The 20784-nt window shown below is 66.3% G+C and carries 15 protein-coding genes and 1 tRNA gene; 7 read left to right on the top strand and 9 right to left on the bottom strand.

All coding sequences use genetic code 11. The annotated features are described in order from the left end of the window. Positions 1–48: 48 nt before the first annotated feature. Complete coding sequence (locus QMX79_RS00080) at positions 49–1755, bottom strand: asparagine synthase C-terminal domain-containing protein (protein ID WP_282243104.1); 1707 nt, start codon at positions 1753–1755, stop codon at positions 49–51. A 419-nt stretch (positions 1756–2174) separates the two neighbouring features. Continuing rightward, entirely contained in the window at positions 2175–4922 is a 2748-nt protein-coding gene (locus tag QMX79_RS00075; RefSeq protein ID WP_282243102.1) for a TonB-dependent receptor, read from the bottom strand. A gap of 235 nt (positions 4923–5157) precedes the next feature. On the opposite strand from QMX79_RS00075, the gene QMX79_RS00070 reads away from it, so the two are divergent. After that, positions 5158–5868, top strand: a complete 711-nt coding sequence (locus QMX79_RS00070) for a basic secretory protein-like protein (protein WP_282243100.1) — start codon at positions 5158–5160, stop codon at positions 5866–5868. Positions 5869–5993: 125 nt separating this feature from the next. Here QMX79_RS00070 and yidA read toward each other — a convergent pair whose 3' ends face one another. From yidA to QMX79_RS00050, 4 genes are all read right to left on the bottom strand, one after another. Further along, positions 5994–6842, bottom strand: coding sequence for a sugar-phosphatase (gene yidA, locus QMX79_RS00065; protein WP_282243098.1), 849 nt, complete (start codon positions 6840–6842; stop codon positions 5994–5996). Positions 6843–6990: 148 nt separating this feature from the next. Further along, positions 6991–8724, bottom strand: a complete 1734-nt coding sequence (locus QMX79_RS00060; RefSeq protein ID WP_282243096.1) for a peptidoglycan-binding protein — start codon at positions 8722–8724, stop codon at positions 6991–6993. A gap of 172 nt (positions 8725–8896) precedes the next feature. Next, a complete protein-coding gene (locus QMX79_RS00055) occupies positions 8897–9457 on the bottom strand; it encodes a hypothetical protein (RefSeq protein WP_282243094.1) in 561 nt (186 codons plus the stop codon). A 15-nt stretch (positions 9458–9472) separates the two neighbouring features. Then, positions 9473–9997 (bottom strand): hypothetical protein, encoded by a 525-nt coding sequence (locus tag QMX79_RS00050; RefSeq protein WP_282243093.1) that lies wholly within the window; start codon positions 9995–9997, stop codon positions 9473–9475. A gap of 255 nt (positions 9998–10252) precedes the next feature. Here QMX79_RS00050 and QMX79_RS00045 point away from each other — a divergent pair, with 255 nt between their 5' ends. Both QMX79_RS00045 and QMX79_RS00040 read left to right on the top strand, forming a co-directional pair. Further along, positions 10253–10930 carry a VOC family protein gene (locus QMX79_RS00045; RefSeq protein WP_282243092.1) on the top strand — a complete coding sequence of 226 codons (678 nt, stop codon included), beginning with the start codon at positions 10253–10255 and terminating at the stop codon, positions 10928–10930. A 117-nt stretch (positions 10931–11047) separates the two neighbouring features. After that, the gene (locus tag QMX79_RS00040; RefSeq protein ID WP_282243090.1) at positions 11048–12382 is read left to right on the top strand and encodes a flavohemoglobin expression-modulating QEGLA motif protein; all 1335 of its coding nucleotides are present in this window, start codon (positions 11048–11050) and stop codon (positions 12380–12382) included. A 50-nt stretch (positions 12383–12432) separates the two neighbouring features. On the opposite strand, the gene QMX79_RS00035 is transcribed toward QMX79_RS00040, so the two are convergent. Further along, positions 12433–12573, bottom strand: a complete 141-nt coding sequence (locus QMX79_RS00035; RefSeq protein WP_282243088.1) for a hypothetical protein — start codon at positions 12571–12573, stop codon at positions 12433–12435. A gap of 385 nt (positions 12574–12958) precedes the next feature. On the opposite strand from QMX79_RS00035, the gene QMX79_RS00030 reads away from it, so the two are divergent. The 3 genes from QMX79_RS00030 (at position 12959) to QMX79_RS00020 (ending at position 18086) form a co-directional block, all read left to right on the top strand. After that, a complete protein-coding gene (locus QMX79_RS00030; RefSeq protein ID WP_282243086.1) occupies positions 12959–13558 on the top strand; it encodes a restriction endonuclease subunit S in 600 nt (199 codons plus the stop codon). A 2-nt stretch (positions 13559–13560) separates the two neighbouring features. Then, positions 13561–15027, top strand: a complete 1467-nt coding sequence (locus tag QMX79_RS00025; RefSeq protein WP_282243083.1) for an N-6 DNA methylase — start codon at positions 13561–13563, stop codon at positions 15025–15027. A gap of 218 nt (positions 15028–15245) precedes the next feature. After that, positions 15246–18086 (top strand): type I restriction endonuclease, encoded by a 2841-nt coding sequence (locus QMX79_RS00020; protein WP_282243081.1) that lies wholly within the window; start codon positions 15246–15248, stop codon positions 18084–18086. Here QMX79_RS00020 and QMX79_RS00015 read toward each other — a convergent pair. Beyond that, positions 18062–19492 (bottom strand): TIGR00366 family protein, encoded by a 1431-nt coding sequence (locus QMX79_RS00015; RefSeq protein WP_282243079.1) that lies wholly within the window; start codon positions 19490–19492, stop codon positions 18062–18064. The two genes, QMX79_RS00020 and QMX79_RS00015, sit on opposite strands and share 25 nt — an antisense overlap. 17 nt (positions 19493–19509) lie before the next feature. Further along, a complete protein-coding gene (gene ubiA, locus QMX79_RS00010) occupies positions 19510–20403 on the bottom strand; it encodes a 4-hydroxybenzoate octaprenyltransferase (RefSeq protein WP_282243077.1) in 894 nt (297 codons plus the stop codon). Positions 20404–20557: 154 nt separating this feature from the next. Between ubiA and QMX79_RS00005 the strand changes: the two genes are divergently transcribed. Next, positions 20558–20634, top strand: a tRNA-Arg gene (locus tag QMX79_RS00005). Positions 20635–20784: the final 150 nt, after the last annotated feature.

Below are 20784 nucleotides of genomic sequence, written 5' to 3'. Positions count from 1 at the left end.
TCCTGAAGCGCCTGCGCAACCACCGACACAGACCTGCCACGGACATGCTCATGAAGCATTTTTCCCGTTCCACTCACGGTCCCATGCCTGGAACATCAGCACCGGCCAGAGGTGGGTGTGGTACTTCCGGTTGCCGTCGACGAACGATTTCCAGAGTGCCGATACAACGTGTTCGTCGAGAATGCCGCGGTTGCGTATCGCAATCGGGTCCAGCAGGTCCTCGGCCCAGTCCCGTAGCGGCCCATTGAGCCATTGCGCAACCGGGGCGCCAAAGCCCTTCTTCGGGCGTCGGGTGTGGTGCTCGGGAAGGAAGCGCTCAAGCGCGCGCTTGAGCACCACCTTGGTCTCGCCGTTGTGCAGCTTGTGCTCGAACGGGGTGTTCCACGCCAGGGAAAGCACCTCAGGGGCCAGGAAGGGGCTCCTTGCCTGCACCCCGAATGCGCCAAACGCCCGGTCGGACTTGGTCATCAGCCCTTCGCTCAGTTCGTTGCTCTGATCGAGGTAGAGCAGCAGCTCACCCGGGTGGCCGCCGGCGGGATGCAGGGCCGCGTCCAGGAAGGGATGCGCGGGTTCATTCGCCGCCTTCAGCGCACGCGACGGATCACGCCAGCGCGAGACGCGCGCCAGGTAGGTTTCGGCAAGGGAACCCGACCTGGCTTCGGCGATCAGCGCCGCAATACCCCCCAGTCGTGCCCGTTCCGGCGATCGCGAGGCATACGCCCCGCACGCCCGGCGCAGTGGCGCGGGCAGACGCCGGACCAGGCCATGGTTGCGCAGCGCCTTCACATACGACGCGTGGCCAAAGAAGAGCTCATCGCCGCCATCACCGGTGAGGATCGTGCTGCACGATGTACCGGCCGCCTCTGCCGCAAGCAGTGTTGGAATCGCGGACGAGTCGGCATAGGGCTCGCAGAAGACGCGCGGCATGGTCTCAACCAGGCGGAGCGCATTCGCGTCCTCCATGAGCAGGCGTGTGTTGCGGGTGCCGAGCAGCATGGCCACCTCGGCGGCCCACTCCGATTCATCGTGCCCAGGCACATCGAAACCGACCGAGATCGTGTCGACTGCGTGTTCGCTGTGCCGCTGCAGCAACGCTGCGATCAGGCTCGAATCGACGCCGCCGGACAGCAGGGTGGCAGTGGCGCCGCCGCGTGACGCGCAGACGGCACGTTCCAGGCTGGCGACCACCTTGTCCACCGAACCGCCCAGCGTCGCCTGCGTGCGCGAGGCCATCTGTGCCTCTGCTTCCTGCCGGAGGTTCCAGTACGGGTGGAACGGCCCTGCTGCCTCGCCGGCAGAGCCCCGTTCCGGTAGCTCCGGAAGACGAAACACCCGCAGGGTACCGGCGGGAAGTTTGTAGATGCCACGATAGGCCGTCAGCGGTGCCGGGATGTACCCGTAGCGGAACAGTTGGGATATCGCGTGCGGATCCACCTCCGGGGACCCGCCGTCCTCCTGCCTGAGCGTCTTCAGCTCGGAGGAGAAGGCCAGGCCGAAAGGGCTGCGCCTGAAATAGATATCGGATTGACCCATGCGATCCCGGGCCAGGGTCAGGGTTCGCGCGCGCTCGTCCCAGACGGCCACGCTCAGCGGGTCCTGCATGCGGCGCAGGGCCTCGATGACGCCCACTTCCGGAAGCAGGTAGGCAATGGATTGCGCCGCCGACGCGGCACCGGCTGCCACGTCGGATCCGCCGGTGGCCACGAGATATCGGCCATCCGGGCTGGAGGCCAGGCACCTTGCTTCATCCAGCACCGAGACCGTAGCCAGCGCAAGGCCCGAGCCAGATCGCTCCACCACCTCCGAATGCCGGCCACGGTGTGCGAGGGAATGGGCCAGCCGCCTTGCTGTCTTACTCAACTCGTTGCCGCACACCTCCCTGTGGGCTATCCAACTTCCTGCCATTACCGACACGTACTGCTCCACCCGATCAAAGCTTCTATAGCCGCATCAGGGTGTGGCTTGCGTCGATGCTGAGCCATGCAAGTACTTTCAAAGCACCTTTTGCGATGGTGTGGGTGTTCAGCTGGAGGGGCTTTGCTCCGTTGCCGGTCATGCGTTACCGGGCGTTGCGACGTTAGCGGCGGTTGTTTGGGAACCAACCCTACCGGCGGTGGCCACGTGTTACGTGTGCCACCGCGATGCCTTGGCGGTAGGGTTGGATCCGGTTCTACTTACTGGAAGTCGAGCGACAGCTCTACGAACATCGAACGACCGAAGGCGTTGTACACGCCCTGGTCGTAGTACGGCCAGTTGCCGTTGGTGCTGTCCACCGGCGGGCGTTCGTTGGTGAGGTTGTTGGCGGTCAGCAGCACACTGGCCAGCTTGTTGATGCGGTAGTTGAGCGTGGCGTTCCAGGTGGTCCAGGGGCCGATGTTGCGTTCCTCGCCGGTGGCATTCCAGGTTCGCGCGTTGCGCACGCCGTACACGTTGGTGCTGAACGCGCCGATGTTCCAGTTCACGCCCAGCGTGGCGCGGTACTGCAGCTCATTGGAATAGCCACAGCAGAGCATGTCGTAGACCGGGTCGCCTTCCTGCTGCTGCAGTTCGTGCTTCAGCGGCCGGTAGTAGCCTGCGGTCACCCCGAAATCGCCTGCGCGCCCGGCGTTCCAGCGGTAGTCGCCCGATGCCTGGATGCCGGTCTGGCGCTGCTTGGCCAGGTTGATCGGATAGGAGAAGACCTTGGAGACGCCGTTGGGATTGAGCGGATCGGTAGCCGGCAGGCGCTGCACCTGGGCCAGGACCTGGCGACAGGTTGGCGAGTTGATGTCGAATGCGACGTCGCCGTTCTCGGACGTCCCCAAGCGGCAGTTGGCCTCGGTGGCGAGGATGCTGTCGGTGCCCAGGATGGAGACTTCGTTCTCGATCTTCACCGAGTTGTAGTCGAGGGACAGGTTCAGGGCATTGTCCAGCGCCGACCAGACCACGCCATAAGTGAAGGTCTCGGCCGTGATGTCCTTGAGGTCGCGGTTGCCGGTGCTGGAGGACAGCACCGACAGCGACGCCTGCGGGCACTCATCGAAGTTCTCCGAGGTGTAGCCCGCACTGCGGCACAGGAAGGTGTCCACGTTGGTGGTGTAGCCGCTGCTTTCGCGTGAATACAGGTAGAACATGTCCGGCGAGCGGAACGCGGTGGCATAGCTGCCGCGCAGCAGCAGCGAGTCGATCGGGCGGTATTCCAGGCCGAGCTTCCAGGTCGCCTTGCCGTTGCCACCACCACCCTGCAGGGAGTACTTGTCATAGCGCCCCGACAGGTTGGCGCTGAAGGTGTCGAAGATCGGCACCTGCAGTTCCGCGCCGACTGCGTACAGGTCACGCTGGCCCTCGGCCGAGGTGCCGGCCGTCTGGCCGCGGAACAGCACCGCGGCATTGGGATCGGCCGACTGGTTGAAGAACTTCTCGCGGGTGCCCTGCACGATCATCGCAAAGCCGACATCGCCGGCGGGCAGGCCAAACAACGAGGTGTTGGTCACCAGCGCGGTGACCCCGGTGCGCGATGCGGAGGACGCGGCGCGGTTGGTGCCGCTGAACTGGTCGTACTGCTCGCGGGTGAGCGGCTGGTACAGCACGCCCAGGTTCGGCGCATAGGCTTCGTAGCCGTTGACCATGCCCAGCTTCGGGCCAAGGTAGTAGTCGTCAACACCGCCCGTGGCCAGGAAGTCGGTGGACTTGCGGGTGACGTCGGTGCTCGATCGGTTCACGTACACGTCGTAGTCGAAGCCGGTGTCGCCCAGCCCGCCGCGTGCACCGGCGGTGATGTTCCATGAGCGCGTATAGACCCGCTGGTCCTTCGCGTCCATGCCCACTTCTTCGGGTGCATAGATACGCTGCCACTGCTCGTAGTTGCCGGTGGTCTGGTTGTAGAAGGTCTTGTTCCAGAACGGGCTGCCACCGGAGTAGGTGGGCCGGCCGAAGCTGAAGAGGATGTCCGAGTACAGCTCGGTCGTTTCGCTGAGGTGGTAGCGCAGGAATGTGGTGGCGTTGACGTCCTCGCTCTTGTTGTAGAGCGTGGCGGTGCCGACGTTGTCCGGACTGCCGCAGTAGTAGCCGGTGCCTGCCGCGTTGCGGTGCGCGTAGGTGGTGCTGCCACCGAACAGATACGACAGCGGCGCGCACGTGGCCTGGCCGGGGTCGATGTAGCCGTTGGGGGACATCTGCATGCGCAGGAAGGTGCGCGAGGGGTCCTGCGGCCCGGTCGGGCTGTCGTTGACACTGTCGATGTAACTGCGGTCGGAGGCGAAGATCGGCTTCTGTTTGGTGTACTCCAGGCCGTAGCTGAGGTCGAGGTTGCCGAAGGAATGGCCGCTGCTGAAGATGAAGCGCTGGCTGGAGCCGCCGCCGTCGCTGTAGCCGCCGGCACGGTAGCGGAAGTGGGTGCCTTCCACCTTGTCCTTCAGCACGATGTTGATCACACCCGCCACCGCCGACGAGCCGTACACCGACGACTGCCCGCCGGTGAGCACGTCGATGCGTTCCACCATGCCCAGCGGAATATTGGCGATGTCCACGATGCTGGTATTGCCGTTGTAGGCAAGCGGATAGCTGTTGAGCGGTCGCCCGTTGAGCAGGGTGAGCGTGTAGCTCGGGTCCAGCCCGAACAGGCTGACCGTCTTCGCGCCCGGTGTGTAGAACCCCGTGCCCTGCGAGTCCTGCACCGAGCCGTTGGCCATCGGCAGCGAGCGCAACGCATCGAACACCGTGGTGAAGCCCTGTGCCTCAATTTCTTCGGCGGTGATGGTGGTCACCGGCGAAGGCCCTTCGATCTGCGCGCGCGGAATCAGCGAGCCGGTGACGTTCACCGTATCCAGCTGGCGGGTGGCCGGCGTGGCGCCTTCTTCGTCGGAGGGGGACGCCTGTGCCTGTGCGGCCAGGGGGTGGAGCAGTACGGATGACACCAGCAACGACAGCAACGTGCGCTTCATCTTGCAGATCTCCAGTACAAGGTCTCCCGGCGCCGCGTCGGCGCAGGAGAGTTGGGGTGCAGGGGGTTCCGTGGGGCGTGGGGTGCAGCTTTTCTAGATCGATCTAAATGAATTGTCAATAATTTGAAATGAAACCATTTCCAAGCGCTTAGATCGAACGAAATGGCACTTGCGGCAGGCCGGCGCCGTGTTGCAGGATCAGCGCGGTTGCCCATCACGTCCTGGAGTGCCGCGTATGCGTTTGCGCCGTTGCCTGATCGTCCCTGTGGTTGCTGCAACCCTCGCCTTTCCCGCTGCGCACGCGGCGGAGATCCAACAGACACGCGATGGCGTCACCCTGACCTACCAGGACCAGAGCGGTTCAACGGTTGCTGCCGTGCGCGACCGCATCATCGCCACCTTCTTCGCCACGTATCCGCGCGAACGCCGCGACTACCATCCTGCGGCGCCGTCCAGCGTGCGCATCGTCATGGACCCGTCGTACGACGGGGTTGCGTATGTAGGTGAGAAGGAGAAGTCGGCCACCATCACCATCAACCCGCGCTGGCTGGAGAAGCACCCCAACGACACCGACCTGGTGACCCACGAGGCCATGCACATCGTGCAGGGTTACCCGGGCTACGCCAGCGAGCAGGCGCCTTCGTGGCTGGTGGAGGGCATCGCGGACTTTGCGCGCGATCATTACGGCGTGGACAACGCGGCCGGCGGCTGGGCGCTGCCTTCGCAGGTCAAGCCGGAGCACAAGGTGGACACCGGCTACCGTGTCACCGGTGCGTTCCTGAAGTGGGGCGAAGCCGGGCATCCAGGCCTGGTGAAGGCGCTGGATGCGGCGCTGCGCAAGGGCAGCTATACGCCGGCGTTGTGGAAGGCGCACACCGGGGAGGACTTGGCGACGCTTTGGGAGGCTTATGTCGCTCAGCAGGGTGGCGGCGTTAGACGCGTCTGATTGCTGCAGGGCGGCGTGTAGAAGCGTCGCTCCGTTCCGGGGCCATGCGTCAATGCATTGACTGGTGTTGAGGGCGGTCGTTTGGGAACCGACCCTACCCTCGGCAGCTCCGCACGTGCGGACGGTTAGCAGTGGGTTGGGTCACGTAGTACGTACTTTTCGATGGCCAGCGCGACGCCGTCTTCGGAATTCGTGGTTGTCTGATGCAGGGCGGTGGCTTTGACAACGTCCACCGCGTTGCCCATGGCCACGCTGGTGCCGGCGTACTGCAGCATGGTCAGGTCGTTTTCCTGGTCGCCGATGGCCATCACCTGGGTGCGGTCGATGCCCAGGTGTTCGGCCAGCTTCTGCAGGCTTGGGCCCTTGCCGGCGCGGTGGTCGAACACTTCGAGGAAGAACGCCGCGCTCTTGAGCACGGCGAAGCGCTCGGTCAGCGCCGATGGCAGGCGCGGAATGACCGCATCCAGGATCTGTGGCTCGTCCACCATCATCAGTTTGATGAAGGACATCGACGGGTCCATCTCGTCCACGCTGCGATACGACAGCGGCACGCGCGACAGGTGGGAATCGGCCACGGTGTAGATGCTGATGTCGCGGTTGGGCGTGTACAGGCGTTCGCCATCCAGCGCCTGGAAGTGCACGCCCACCTCGCGCGCCACCTGCTCGCAGAACAGGAAGTCATCGAAGCTGAGCGGGTACTCCACCACCACGTCACCGGTGGCCACGCGGGTGACCAGACCGCCGTTGCAGGCGATGCAGTAGTCCTCCGCGCCGTTGATGTCCAGCTCCTCCAGGAACGGGGCCAGCCCGGACACCGGTCGCCCGCTGGTCAATACGATCCGCACGCCCATTGCCCGTGCACGGGCAATGGCCTGCTTCACGCGCGGGGTGAGCTTGTGCGCGGGGTCCAGCAGCGTGCCATCCATATCGATGGCCACCAGTTCAATGGCCGGCTGGCGGCGTCCCATCTCCATCTCGATCAACCTCGTTCACTGCCAGAAACGCTGCAACGCAGCCGCAGCGTAGTTTAAGCCAGTGGCGCCCCGGCAAAGGAAAGGCCAGCCGGGTTGCCCCGGCTGGCCTCCATACCACACACGCGGTTGCGCAGATCTAGGGTGGGGCTCAGCGCCCCATCGCCACCTTCTGCTGCTCGTCCTGCACCTGCTGCTGGCTGGCGTTGTTGCTTTGCAGCTGGGCGTTGGTGTGCTCCAGCGACGGCGCCTCGCTCAGGTCCACGGCGGCGCGGTAGCCCGGGGTGGTGCCCATCACGAACGCCTTGCCATCCTGCACGGTCACGCTCTGCAGCTTCTCCGGCGAATCAATGCCGGCCTGCTTGGCCTGCAGGGTGACGTTGGCCGCCGCTTCGTTGGAGATGGCGGCCGGCAGCTGGCCACGGATCGCGTTGTGCAGCGGCGTGTCCGCATGGCCTTTCTCGCCCAGCTGCGGACCGGTGGCGGTGCGGGTTTCCGCGCCCTGCGCCTGGGTGGCCGCCAGCTTGCCGAAGGTCTCCCGGCCCACGATGCCGTCGTCCTTCAGGCCCTGCTGCTTCTGGAAGGCCTGCACCGCTTCGCGGGTGTTGTCGCCGAACTTGCCGTCTTCGGACAGGCGGTTGCCGTTGGCATCGCGCACGCCCAGGCGGTTCAGTTCTTCCTGCAGCTTGGTCACTTCATCGCTGCGGTCACCCTTGCGCAGGGTGCCGGCCGGCGCGTGGTCATGGTCGTGCGCATGCCCGTGCTTGCCCGCTTCCTGCTGGATGCCCTTGTTCCAGTAGGTCTCCGGGTTGATCAGCTTCCCGGCCGGATCCTTCATCTGGTAGTGCACGTGCTGGGCGTACTGGTTGGCGCCCTGCGGGCCGCGGCCGCCCATGGTGCCGATGGCATCGCCCGGCTCCACGTGCTGGCCGACCTTCACCTTGGTGTCCTGCATGTGCAGGATCTGGTGCGAGTTGCCCTGCGCGTCCTGGATCATCACGGTGCCGTACTTGCCGCCCACCGAGGTCACGGTGCCGGCGATCGGCGCGTGGATGGTCGGGTGCTGCAGGTTGCGGCCGGTCTGGCCGCCGACGTAGTTGAAGTCGCTGCCGCCATGGCTCTTCTCGCCACGGTGCTCACCGAAGTGGCCAGTGATGTGCGGCTTGACGCCGTTCTGCGGCGGCAGCATCACCTGCATGGTGTGCTCGTAGGAGCGTGCCTGGGTGGCAGCGGCGCCAATGGCAGCAGCGCCAGCCACGGCCGCGGCGGCGCCCGTAACGGCATGCGGCTGGGCCGGTGCCTGTGCCTGCGCCTGGGTCTGGCTCAGGCGCTGGTTGACGAACTGTTCGTACTCATCCAGGTGCGGCGCGACCTTGCGCTGCGCCAGGCCGAGGCCGCCGTAGTCCTTGGTCGGGCCATCGTGGTGGTACTTGTAGATGTAGTCTTCGCCCTGGCCACGGTCACGTGCCAGGTTGCGGTTGTCGACGAAGTGCGCCACCAGCGCGTCGGACTGTGCGTCGACGTCGAAGCGGTTGGCGTTGTTCAGGCCGTAATGCTTGCCGGTGCGGTCGATGAACTGGCCCAGGCCGGAGGCCGAGGTGGTGCCGGCGGCGGCATCCGGGTTGAAGCCGGATTCGACGCGGGCGATGGCCAGCACGTACGCGGTTTCGCGCAGGGTGAGGCCGGCATCGCGCGAGGACTCGATCAGCGAGTCGATCACACGCGACTGTACTTCGGGGGAGGCATCGCCCCAGCGGCGCGATTGGCCGTGCAGCGGGCGGCTTTCGTCGATCGGCTCGCGGTAGTGGCTCCACGATTCGATCTGGTTGCTGCGGTACGCCGCGCCAGGCGGCTGCACCATGTTCGTGTAGATGTCGTTTGGCATGTCTGTGCTATCCATTCTATGAGAAAGAGGCTTTCCTTAAGGGGTGCTGCTCCTTTGAAGCGTATCGACCAACGGTCGATACCTACCGCTGCGTTGTGTATCGGCGCGCGGCCGTTACGTACCAGAATTCATGTTCCGGGCAACGCGCATCGACGTCATGTCGATGTCCAGCTCAGTCTTCGATGTAGTCCACCTCCGGGTGGGTGATGCCCAGCTTGGCGATCAGCTGCGAGTACTCGTCGTTGTTGGGCGACTGTGCATCGGCTTCGCCGCGCAGGGGCGGGGTGTTGTGGGTCAGCTGCTTGCCATCGGCGTCGTACAGGGTGAACCATTCGCAGAACGCGCAGCCGAACGGCAGTTCGCCGTACTGCACCACGAAGTATGAAGCGCCCTGCTTGTCTTCAGCGCAGGCCAGGCCAACAGCGGTGTAGTCACCCAGCTCTGCCGGGGTCTCGATGGCACGGCGCTGGCCGTCCTTCTCGATCTCCAGGCGGGTGCGGGTGGTGTCACCGTCCTTGGCCGGCAACGCGGTCAGGTGCAACGTGGCACCTGGGCATTCCTTGTGCATGCCTTTCTCTTCTTGCGGTGTGGGTGAAGGGGTAGTCGCCGCTGCGACCGCGGGCGCAGCAGCGGTTTCTGGAGTGGCGGCGGTGCCGCCGGCCCCGGTGGGTGCATTGCACGCAGCCAGCAACAATGCCAGTGCGGCAGTGGGAACGAAACGCAGTGTGGACATCACCAGCTCCCGGGATCAGATCGACTCATCGGCCATGCGCACCAGCTGCCAGCACGGGCGCTGGGCGAAGTAGTACGACTGCTGGTTGCTGGTATCGGGCGTGCGGATCAGCACCTTCATGCTGCCGTCGGCCTCTTTGGTGACCTGCATCTCGCGGCCCACGGCCTTAAGGCCCGAGGGATTGGGCATGACCGGCCAGGTGACTTCGCTTAGCGGCACCTTCTCGCTGACCAGGGTGGGCTCGCCCTGCCCTTCGGTGTCGTAGCGTTCGCTCAGCAGCGGGTCGGCTACCGACTTCTCCTGCAGGGCGATCTTCCTGCCGAACTCGGGCAGGAACGCATCGAAGTCGGCCAGTTCGCAGGTGGCGGAAGCATCGGCGGCAGTGGCCGGTGCGGTGGGCTCAGCAGTGGCGGGTGCGGCTGCCGGGGCGGCAGCGGGTGCTGCGGCGACGGGTGCGGCGGCATCTGCCGGAGCGGTCGGGGCGGCGTCGGGCTTGCACGCGGCCAGCAGGATGCTCAGCGACAGGGCGAGCAGCGTCATGGGACGATGATGGGACAACGGATCCTCCTGATTCGTGTCGTGGCGCGCATCACACTACGCCGGGGGGCGTAGCATAGCGGCGCGCCAATGCCATGGCGTTCACATCCCGCCCACGGACCGGGGTGGTGACGACATGCGTGATGAAACGCACGTAGTTAACGTGAAGCTCATCACATTGTAAGGGCCAAGAGTCCATTCTCCCTACGGGCGATGTCAGGCTTTTGACATCACCTCCTGCTTCCGGTGCCTGGTTCCATGCGCATCCATACGCTCCAGCTTCCCGTTTCCGATGTTGCACAGGTGGGCGCTTACTTCGCAGAAGTGCTGCAGTTGCCGGTGCAGGACGGCGTGGTGCGGATCGGCTGGACGGACGTGCAACTGCGCCCAGCGGGCAGCGACCCGGTCGGCGGCGTGCACCTGGCCTTCAACGTGCCGGCGGATCGTTTCGAGGCAGCCACCACGTGGCTGCTGGCGCGCACACCGCTGCAGCGCAACGCCAAGGGCGAGGCGCACTTCACCTTTGGCGGGCGCTGGGAGTCGGAATCCATCTACTTCGATGGCCCTGACGGGCTGATCCTGGAACTGATCGGGCGGCGCCGGCTGCCTGCGTCCGGACGGGTCGGCGAGTTCCACGGCAGCGAGCTGACCTGCGTCAGCGAGGTCGGGCTGCCCACGGCCGACGTGGCCGCGCTGGGCGCACGCGCCGAAGCCGCGTTCGGGCTGGGCTACCTCAGCCCGCCGGTGCCGCACTTCGCCGCGCTGGGCGACGACGAGGGCCTGCTGATCGTGGTGGACGCCACCCGTCGCTGGTTCCCGGAGCAGAAGGTGCTGCCCAACGCGCGCGGGATCGTGGTGACGCTGGGCGCTGTGACGGCGGGTGCGCTGGAAGACCCCGCGCAGGGCTGGCACCTGCGCGCGCCTGCGGCGGCCTGATCGCCCCCGCATTCACCTGCGCCCAGTACATTTGCTGCCTTCCGGCAGGTAGAAGCGCGGTTGCCGGGGACGCCGGCTGCCAACACAGTGGGATGGTGCTCAAGCCAGGGTACCGCCGTGGAAAAGGTCACGTCCCCCTCCTGCCCCGACCCTACCCAGGCGGACCCTGCGCTTGCGCCTTTACTGGAGGTCGATGCGCGGCTGGCCAAGCTCGGCAACAGAATCCGCGTGCTGTCCGGGCTGGCGTGGCCGATAGAGATGGAAACCCGCTTCCTGGCCTCCTGGCGGAGTGGATCGCCGGAGATGCCCGCCCCGCCGACCCAGCCGGTTGACCACACCGACACCATTGCGGCACTGGACGACATCCTGCAGCACCTGGACCGCGGCCATCCCGTGGGCGACTGGCTGTACCGCACCGCGTGGAGCTACCGGGTGGCCGCCAGCATGCTGGCCAATATCGGCAACCCCCGCTTCACCGCCTGCTCCACGCTGTTGTACGGCCAGCCCAGTACCCAGTACCGCTCGCAGACCACCACCACGGCGCAGTCGGCCGCGCAGATGCTGGCCATCGCCGACCAGCTGATCGGCTCGCAGTACGTGCCCCGCATCCAGTACGACATTCCCGCGCCGGATTTCTCCGTGCTGCTGCGCCAGCGCATCGAACCGTTCTTCACCGACGACGAGGTGAAAGTGGTGCTGGATACCGAACTGGCCTCCAAGGCCGCCGCCGGCAGCAAAGTGATCCGCCTGCGCGCCGATGCGCTGTTTTCGCAGCTGGATCTGGACCAGCTGGTCGAGCATGAGGCCTTCATCCACTCGGCCACCCTGCTCAATGGCAAGCACCAGCCGTGGTTGCGCTGCCTCGGCGCGGGTGCGCCGCGTACCACGCGCACGCAGGAAGGGCTGGCCACGTTCTCGGAGATCATCACCGGGGCGATGGACATCAACCGCCTGCGCCGGTTGGCATTGCGGGTGGTGCGGTTGCAGGAAGCCCTGGAGGGCGCGGATTTCATCGAGGTGTTCCGCGCGTTCCTCGCCGCCGGGCAGTCGGAGGTGGACAGCTACCGCAGTGCGGCCCGCATCTTCCGGGGCGGCGATGTGCGCGGGCGGGTGTGCTTCACCAAGGATGGCGCCTACCTGGAAGGGCTCCTGCTGGTGACCGCCTTCATCAAGCGCGCCCTGCATGAGAACCGGGGCGATACGCTTCGGCTGCTGTTCTGCGGGCGTGTGGACCTGGGCGACCTGGTCACGCTGGCGCCCTACCGGGAGACTGGGCTGATTGCAGCGCCACGTTATGTACCACCGTGGGCGCAGCACCCCGAGCGGGTGCTGGCAACGCTGGCGTTCTCCACGGCCGCGCAGGCGATGCGGCTGGATACCTTCGACCTGCAGCGCTTCTCGGCGGTGGAGGATGAACTGATGGCCGCTGCCGAACTGGGTGCCCTGCACTAGAAAGGCCCCGCCGGAGCGGGGCCTTCATCGGTCGGCGCTACAGCCAGCCGTCACTCTTCTTCGTCCTTCCAGCCCTGCTGCTGATTCTGGTTGCGGTGCTGTTCCTGCTGCTGTTGCTGCTGGTCGCGTCCGCGCTCCTGATCCTCACCACGCCGGTTCTGGGAGCTCTGATTACGCTGCTGCTGGGCCATGTCGGGTCTCCGGGTGCCGCGTGCGGTATGCCGCGGTCGAGTCAATCGTGTGGATGGGCTCGTTAAAACGACGTGGCAATTTGAATACAAATTCGTCAATTCCTGGCGGCCGCCCACGCCATCGCTTATGCGTAGACGGAATCCATATATGGGGCTAAGCGCAGTCAGCTGGATGAATGTGGGGCGTTGCGACGACCTCCGTCGCCATGGTTTGCGCAATGCATTTTTGCCGATTGATCCCGCCTACCCAAATCCGTCGAATTGAACGCTGCGCCTCTCGAACTTTGCGGTGCAGGTATCACTTTCCGGGGGTCCCGCTGCACCATACCGAATGGTGCAGAACGCTCATTTGACGTGCGAATTCGTGCCACGCATGGTTCGCCCCATGAACAATCCACGTCGCAGTGCGAAGCTCGCGGACATCGCCAGCATCCGTCAGGGACATCCCTTCCGGGGTGCAATCACCGCCTTCTCCGATGGGCCGGTCCGGGTGATCCAGTTGAAGAACCTCAGCGCAGCCGGCGTGCACGATCCGGACGATCTTCTGCGTACGCGGTTGCACCCACGCAAGGCGCCGGATTGGGTACAGGAGGGCGATGTGCTGCTTGCCGCACGCGGCGCCCACCCGCTTGCCGTGCTGCTGTGCAATCCGCCCTTGGACACCGTCTGCAGCCCTCACCTGTATGTCATCCGGGTGAGCGATCACGAGCGGGTCATGCCGGCCTTCCTCGCGTGGCAGCTGAATCAGGAAACGGCACAGGAGCAGCTGCGCCGGCAATCCGCAGGATCGCGCCAGCAGAGTCTTCGCAAGGTGGCTATCGAGGAGCTGCGCGTGCAGTTGCCTCCCCTGCTCCTGCAGCAGCGCATAGTTGCCATCGCCAGGGCCGCGCAGCTTGAGAAGTGCCACTGCGAGCGCATGATCGCCGCGCGTCACCAGGAGGTTGCCCGTTATGCGGCGCACCTCCTGGGCGAGCAGGCAGGTTGATGGTGTGTAATGTTCCCGCCACGCTCACAGCTCTCGTCCACGCCCGCGATGCGCTCGAAAAGGGCAAGAGGCCGGACGCCGATACCTGCCTGATCCTGGCGTTGCTGCTGCTGAAAGTAGCCAGCGACGCCACGTACTACGGCAACCCGGCCATTCCGTACTCACCGGGCGAGCCGCCGCGCTGCGTGCCCTACTCCGTTCCGCTCCAGGCACGCTTCGACACCCTGTTCCGGCAGCGTCATGCGGAAGGCAACGGCCTGAGGGTGATGAACGCCCTGCGGGTGTTTGCCCTGGCCAATCCGCGCAAGCTGGGTGGGCTGTTCCCGACGTTGAAGCTGGAGGATGCGCTGCCCGACGACCCGGTCGTGCGCGATGCCGCGCTGTTGCAGGTGCTGGAGCGCCTTTCGCTGCCTGCGTTGGACTTCCGCCAGCAGCGCGGCCAGCCCCGCGCGGACGTCGGCGATGCGGTGGATGCCCTGCTTCCCGCGCAGGTGCCCGCCGGGTTGAGCTGGCTGATGGCTGCGCTCACCCACCCCTGTGCCGATGAGGCGGTCTACGATCCCAGCTGCCGGCAGGGGGCCGTGCTGCGGGCAGCCGCCGCCTGGATGCGTGACGCGCAGAGTGCGCTTGCTCCGGCAGGCCCGGCCCGCTACCCGCTGTATGGGCAGGACCCGGATGCCATGCAATGCGCCATGGCCCGGCTGCGCCTGCTGCTGCAGGGCACCGACACCCCGCGCCTGTACACCCGCGACCCACTGGAGGAACCGCTGCTGCAGGAAGGCGAACTGCAGCGTTTCCATGTGGCGCTTTCGTGCCCGCCGCTTTCGCTGAAGTGGGCGCCGGCGCAGGCCAGCCACGATCCCTATTTCCGCTTCCTGCAGGGGGTCCCGTCCCGGCAGTGGGCGCATACCGCGCTGATCCAGCACATGCTGGCCACGCTGGAGCCGCTGCGTGGGCGCATGGCCATCGTGGTGCCGCACGGGGTGCTGTTCCGCGATGGCGAAGAGGCGCGCATCCGGCAGTGCTGGCTGGACGACAACCTGGTGGACATGGTGATCGGCCTGCCCGACCGGCTGTTTTCCGGTGCGTCGGTGGCCACCGCGCTGCTGGTGATGCGCAAGGTGCGCCGGCATGACGACGTGCTGTTTGTCGATGCACGCGGGATGGCGACGCATGGAAAGCGCGGTCCGCGCCTGGGTGACCAGGCCGCGCGCACGCTCCACCGCCTCTGCAGCGAGCGCAGAACGGTGCCCGGCGTGGCGTATCTGGCCAGTTCTGAGGAGCTTGCCCGCAATAGCGGCGCCCTGAGCGTTGCGCGTTACGTGCAGCCGGCGGCCCGCTGCCCCACCGCCGATCTTGCGACGTTGCGCGCGCAGCGTGCGGAGCTGTCCGCGCGCTTTATGGCCCTCCAGGCGGAGTTGAATGCCGAGCTGGATGCGCTGGAGCGGGAACTGTCGGATCTGACCTGAAGCCGCCGCTCCAATCGCTCAGCAATTGACCGAAACTATCTCGATTGGAAAATGCATCGAGAATGCGTTGCGCGCTGCGCTCGGCGAACGCATGAAACGGAATGATGCACACAGCAACGGCAGCATTCGTTCGTCCAGACTGGTGCCATGAACATCATTCGCCAGAAATTCGACGCCCTCTGCGTGCTTGTCTTCGGTTCACACCATGGAGGGCGCGCATGAACACCCCCCACAGCAGGTTCGGTGTGCGTGATTCCGTACTGGGGTGGCTGCGGCGATTGGGCTGGAATCCCCTTGATGAGCGCGCAGTGGCAGCGTTACGCGGCGAACATCACAGCGCATTGCTGGAGAAGCGGCTGCTGCCATGGTTGCGCCGTTATCGGTACGAGTGGGAAGGCGAGCGCGTGGCGCTTTCGCCCACTTCCTTCGACCTGATCATTGCCGAGGCCGAAATGTGCTGCCACAGCCTGGATTGGGTGGCCTCCAGCAGCGCTGTGCACCGTCTGCTGGTCAGCGGCGTCCATACGGAACTGGAGCTGCCCAATGGTCGCCGCCTCTCGGTTCCGGTTCCGTTGATCGATTGGGACCATGTGCAGCGCAACCATTGGGATGTGGCCGATGCCCCGGCCATGACGGATGCGCACGACCGCAACGTCCGCGAGCTGGTCGGTTACGTCAACGGGATTCCCTTGGTGGTGCTGGCCTGCGTGGAGCGCGATGCGTACAGCCGATGGGGAACCGTGGACGATGGCATCCGGCACCTGTTGCGCGGCCTGGGCAGCATGCCGATCAACCCACCGGTGCAGCACGCGCAGCTGCTGCTCAGCCTGGATCGCCGAGGCGGCCGCCATGCCGCTGTCGGCACGCCTGCACATGCGTGGGTGAAATGGCGCGAGCATGGCTGGAGCCGGGCCGCGCAGATCCGGCTGCGCGATACGGCACTGCCCTTCTCCGATGTCCCGCTGGACCCGCCGTGGTCCACGCATGCCGAACTGCTGCATGGCGTGCTGTCGCCGCCGCGGTTCCTGCAGCTGATACGGCATTTCCTGCGAGAGGGCCGAAGCGGCCGGCGCTGTCTGATCCGGTCCAACCAGTTCTTTGCGGTGCAGTGTGCGCTGCAGGCATTGGGCTCCCGCGATGCCAGCGGCCGCCGTAACGGCGGACAGCTGTGCCTGGCAACCGGCAGTGGGCTGCAGCGGACGCGGCAGTGGCTGCTGCAGGCCCTGCGCGCCGATGCGACGTTCAGGCCGATTCGCGTGCTGCAGCCGCTGATCCGGCTGACACCGCCGCCCGAGGACCGGCGCCAACGCCCGGGGCCGCTGCCTGCCGACCAGCTCACCGAGTTCCTGGCCGGCAGGCTGCCCTCGCCGCATGAGGTTCCACTGCGCATCCTGCGCGGTTGGGCGCGCAGGGCCAGGCTGCCCACCGCCGATGACGAGGTGGCCGACATCGACGACGATATCGTCCTGCTGGTGGATGCCGATTTCTGGGACAGCGATCCCGTCCTGCTGCGGCGCCTGCGTCGCTGCCTGCCGCAGGCGACCTGGCTGACGCTGGTGGCCGCACCGGTTGCCGCACCGTTGCCCGATCTGGATCCTGGCCGAAGGCTGTACGAATACCCGCCCGAGCATGCGGTCGCCGATGGCGTGGTGGTGCAGGCATGGCGCGACGTCGGCCCCGGCCCCGACGGGGATTCCCCCTCCCGGCGCGTGGCCCAGGTTGCAACCGCGATCAGCCAGCATTTCCATGAGCTGGTGCGGCTGGCCGAACGCGGGCTTCGCGCCGCGCTGCTGGTGAGAACGGTCCATCAGGCGCTGGACTACCAACGCGCGCTCTCGGTGGATGGGCGCTTGAAGACCCACGTGGCGGGTTTCGACAACCGGGGCCTGCCAATGGACCGCGGCTCGGAGCGCATCCCGCCGGAGGTGGAGCTGGTGATCGTGCATGGCGAACTGCCGGCAAGCCAGGATGCGCGATGGGCCGTGCTGTATGTGGATCGCGCGCTTACTGCACCGGAGCGGCTGCGCACGGTAGGCATGATCAACGCGCCGCATCCGGACAAACGTACGGCCATGCTGGTGGATTTCCACACCGGCGACAGCCCTGCGGCGGCACCGCCCGAGTGGCTGCCGTTACCGGTGCAGGACAACCATCCGGCGCTGGGCATACAGCGCCAACGCCTGCACAGCCTGCTGCCGGCCGATGCCGCCGAGGACTTCCACGCCTGTCGTGACTACCTTGTGCCCGACTGGGACATCGGCCCGCAGGGTGATGACATCGACCTGCACCGACACCGGCGCGACCTGCTGCACGGCCGGGTCACTGCCTTCGGGCAGCGGCTGCAGCTGGCCATCTCGGCCGAGACCGCACTGACCGGCAAGCCATCGCTGCTGGGCGACCAGTACCGCGCCCTGCTGCACCGGTTTTCACTACTGCGCGATGCGGTAAGCCGGCTGGCACTGGAGAGCCATCGCTTCAACGCCGAAGACCGAAGGGTGCGGCACTGGGCGCGCGAGCAGGCCGCGCAGGTGTGCGAGCAGCCGATGGATTACCAGCTGCTGGGTCCGCTCGAGCCGGTCGAACCGTCGGCGGCGCAGAGCGCCAACCAGCTGTATACCCGCCAGCGCCAGCACCTGCAGGACACCGGCCCGGACCCTGATGCCGTGGAACGTGGGCGGACCGCGTTGCGCCAGGTGCTGGTGGAGTTCCGCACCGCACAGGCGCGGCTTGCGGCGTTGCAGGCACTGGAGCCAGCGCTGGAGAAACCACCCCAGGCCGGTGACACGGGCACGCCATCCTCCCGAGGCGAGCAGGTTCTGGCCAGTCTGTTCGACACCACGCTGGACAAGGAAATGTACGAGCAGCTCGGCCGCCGGATCGACGCGTTGGTCGCCAAAGGGCAACTCCAACCGCCGCACCAGTTCGATATGTACGTGCGGGACCGGCTGGAGCAGATGCTGCGGGGCCACCTGCAGGAGCCGCAGCTGGCGGCCGTGGTGCATGCCGTGGTGCTATGCGGGCCCCACTGGCCGCGTTACGGCATCACCGGCGGCACGTAGGTCAGGGTCATGCCCAGCAGCCACAGCAGGCCCAGCACCAGCGGGATATGCACCAGCAGCTGGATGAAGGTGAAGCCGACAATGTCGCGCGCCTTCAGCCCGAGTACGCCCAGCAGCGGCAGCATCCAGAACGGGTTGATCAGGTTGGGCAGCGCCTCGGCGGCGTTGTACACCTGCACCGCCCAGCCCAGGTGGGCGTGCAGTTCGTTGGCGGCCTGCATGACGTAGGGCGCTTCGATGATCCACTTGCCGCCGCCGGAGGGCACGAAGAAGCCCAGCACCGCCGAGTAGATGCCCATCACCAGCGCGAAGGTGTCGGTGGTGGCGATGTGCACGAACACGGTGGAGAGCCGATGCGCCAGCGTTTCCCCGCCACTGCCCACCGCATGGGTGAGGATCATGGCGATGCCGCCGTACAGCGGGAACTGGATCAGCACACCGGTGGTGCTGGGCACGGCCTTGGCCACCGCGTTGAGGAAGCTGCGCGGCCGCCAGTGCAACAGCAGCCCCAGCGAAATGAACAGGAAGTTGTAGGTGTTGAGGTTGGCGATCGCGGTCACTACCGGCTTGCTGGCGAACTCGCTGAACAACCAGCCGAAGGCCAGCAGCGACAGCAGCACGGTGAGCAACGGGCTGTACTCCAGCCATTCGCCGGCGCGCGTGCGCGGCTGCAGCGGCTCCGGTTCGGCCTGCGCGGCCCCGGCGAAATCGCTGGCGGTGCGTGCGGTGGCCGGACCGGGGGCGGTCAGCCAGGCAATCAGCAGCGAGACCAGGATCAGCGCGGCGGTGAGCGCGATGGACTGCCACAGGAAGATGGTTTCAGTGAAGGGCAGCACGCCGGTGATTTCCACCAGGCCGGGCGGCATGCTGGCCGGGTTGGCCTGCAGCTGGGCGGCCGAGGAACTCAGGCCCATCGCCCACACCGCGCCCAGGCCCAGGTAGGCCGAGGCCCCGGCGGCGCGGTAATCCATCTGCAGTTCCTGGCGGCGGGCCAGCGCGCGTACCAGCAGCCCGCCGAACACCAGCGAAAAGCCCCAGCTGAGCAGCGAGGCCAGCATGCTGATCAGGCCCACGTACACCACCGCGCCACGGCCGGTGCGCGGCACCCGGGCCAGCAGTTCGATGAAGCGCGCCACCACGGGGGCCGTGGCGACCGCGTAGCCGCCGATGACCACGAAGGCCATCTGCATGGTGAAGGGAATCAGGCTCCAGAAGCCGTCGCCGAAGGCTTTGGCGGTGGCCTGCGGGGTGGCACCAAAGCTCATGGCGGCTACGGCCACGATCACCACGCCCAGCACCGCGAAGACGTAGGCGTCGGGGAACCACTTCTCGGCCCAGGCCGCTGAGCGCAGCGCCGCGCGTGCCATCCAGCCGTCCCGTGGTGCCGCCGCTGCGTTGCTCGCCATGCCCTACCCTCCCATTTTTATTGGGCAGCCAACGCCGCAGCAATACCGGCGAACAACGCCGCGCCTACCCAGTTGTTGTGCAGGAACGCCTTGAAGCACGGGTCGCGCTCGCGCTTGCGGGCGATCCAGAATTCGTAGGCGATCAGCCCGGCGGCCAGCAACACGCCCAGCCAGTAGTAGAGCCCCAGTCCGCCACGCACCCCGACCAGCGCCATGGTGCCCAGGAACAGCGCATACAGAATGCCCTGGATGACCAGATCCAGGTCGCCGAACAGGATGGCGGTGGAGTGCGAGCCCATCTTCAGGTCATCGTCGCGATCGACCATGGCGTACCAGGTGTCGTACGCGGTGGACCACAGGATGTTGGCGCCATACAGCAGCCAGCCGATCACCGGCACTTCGCCCTGGATGGCGGCGAACGCCATCGGGATGCCCCAGCCGAACGCCATGCCCAGGTACACCTGCGGCAGGTGGGTGTAACGCTTCAGGTAGGGGTAGCTGGCGGCCAGGAAGATGCCGATGAAGCTCATGCCGATGGTCAGCGCGTTCAGGGTCAACACCAGCGCGAACGCCACCAGCATCAAGCCGGCGAACAGCACCAGCGCCTCGCGGCCGCTCACGCGCCCGCTGGCCAGCGGGCGGTCCTTGGTGCGCTTGACGTGCGGGTCCAGCCAGCGATCGGCGTAGTCGTTGATCACGCAGCCGGCCGAACGCGTCAGCCACACCCCGGCGGTGAACACGAACAGCATCCACAGCGGCGGCAACCCGCCGGCGGCCAGCCACAGCGCCCACCAGGTGGGCCACAGCAGCAACAGGGTGCCGATCGGGCGATCGGCGCGCATCAGTTTCCAGTACTGGCCCCAACGCGACGGCGGGGCACCGGCGGGGGCGTCAAAACGTTCGTAAGCCATGCGTAAAGGATACCGCCAAGGCCCGCGTCCGGCGCGATTCACCCAAGGGGGCAGACCTGCGCCGCGTTTACGGATAGAATGCCCGTCCCGCACCGCCTCATGGCGCTGCGATGCCCACCCCGGCCCGCCGGTGGTGCGGCCAGCTCTTCAAGATGCGCCCGTAGCTCAGCCGGATAGAGTAGTGGCTTCCGAAGCCATTGGTCGGGGGTTCGAATCCCTCCGGGCGCACCATCTTCCTTGCATTCCCGTTCTGCCGGTTTTTGCCGAGCAGCCACGCAGGGCGTGGCTCTACGCGGGTGTTCTGGATTTGCGTGCAGCCACGCAGGGCGTGGCTCTACCGGGGGCATTCTGGCCGATGGACGTAGAGCCACGCCCTGCGTG

It is taken from the genome of Stenotrophomonas sp. PS02300 (genome assembly GCF_029959395.1).
Taxonomy (GTDB): Bacteria; Pseudomonadota; Gammaproteobacteria; order Xanthomonadales; family Xanthomonadaceae; genus Stenotrophomonas; species Stenotrophomonas maltophilia_AD.
This window is presented reverse-complemented; position numbering and strand designations above follow the sequence as displayed.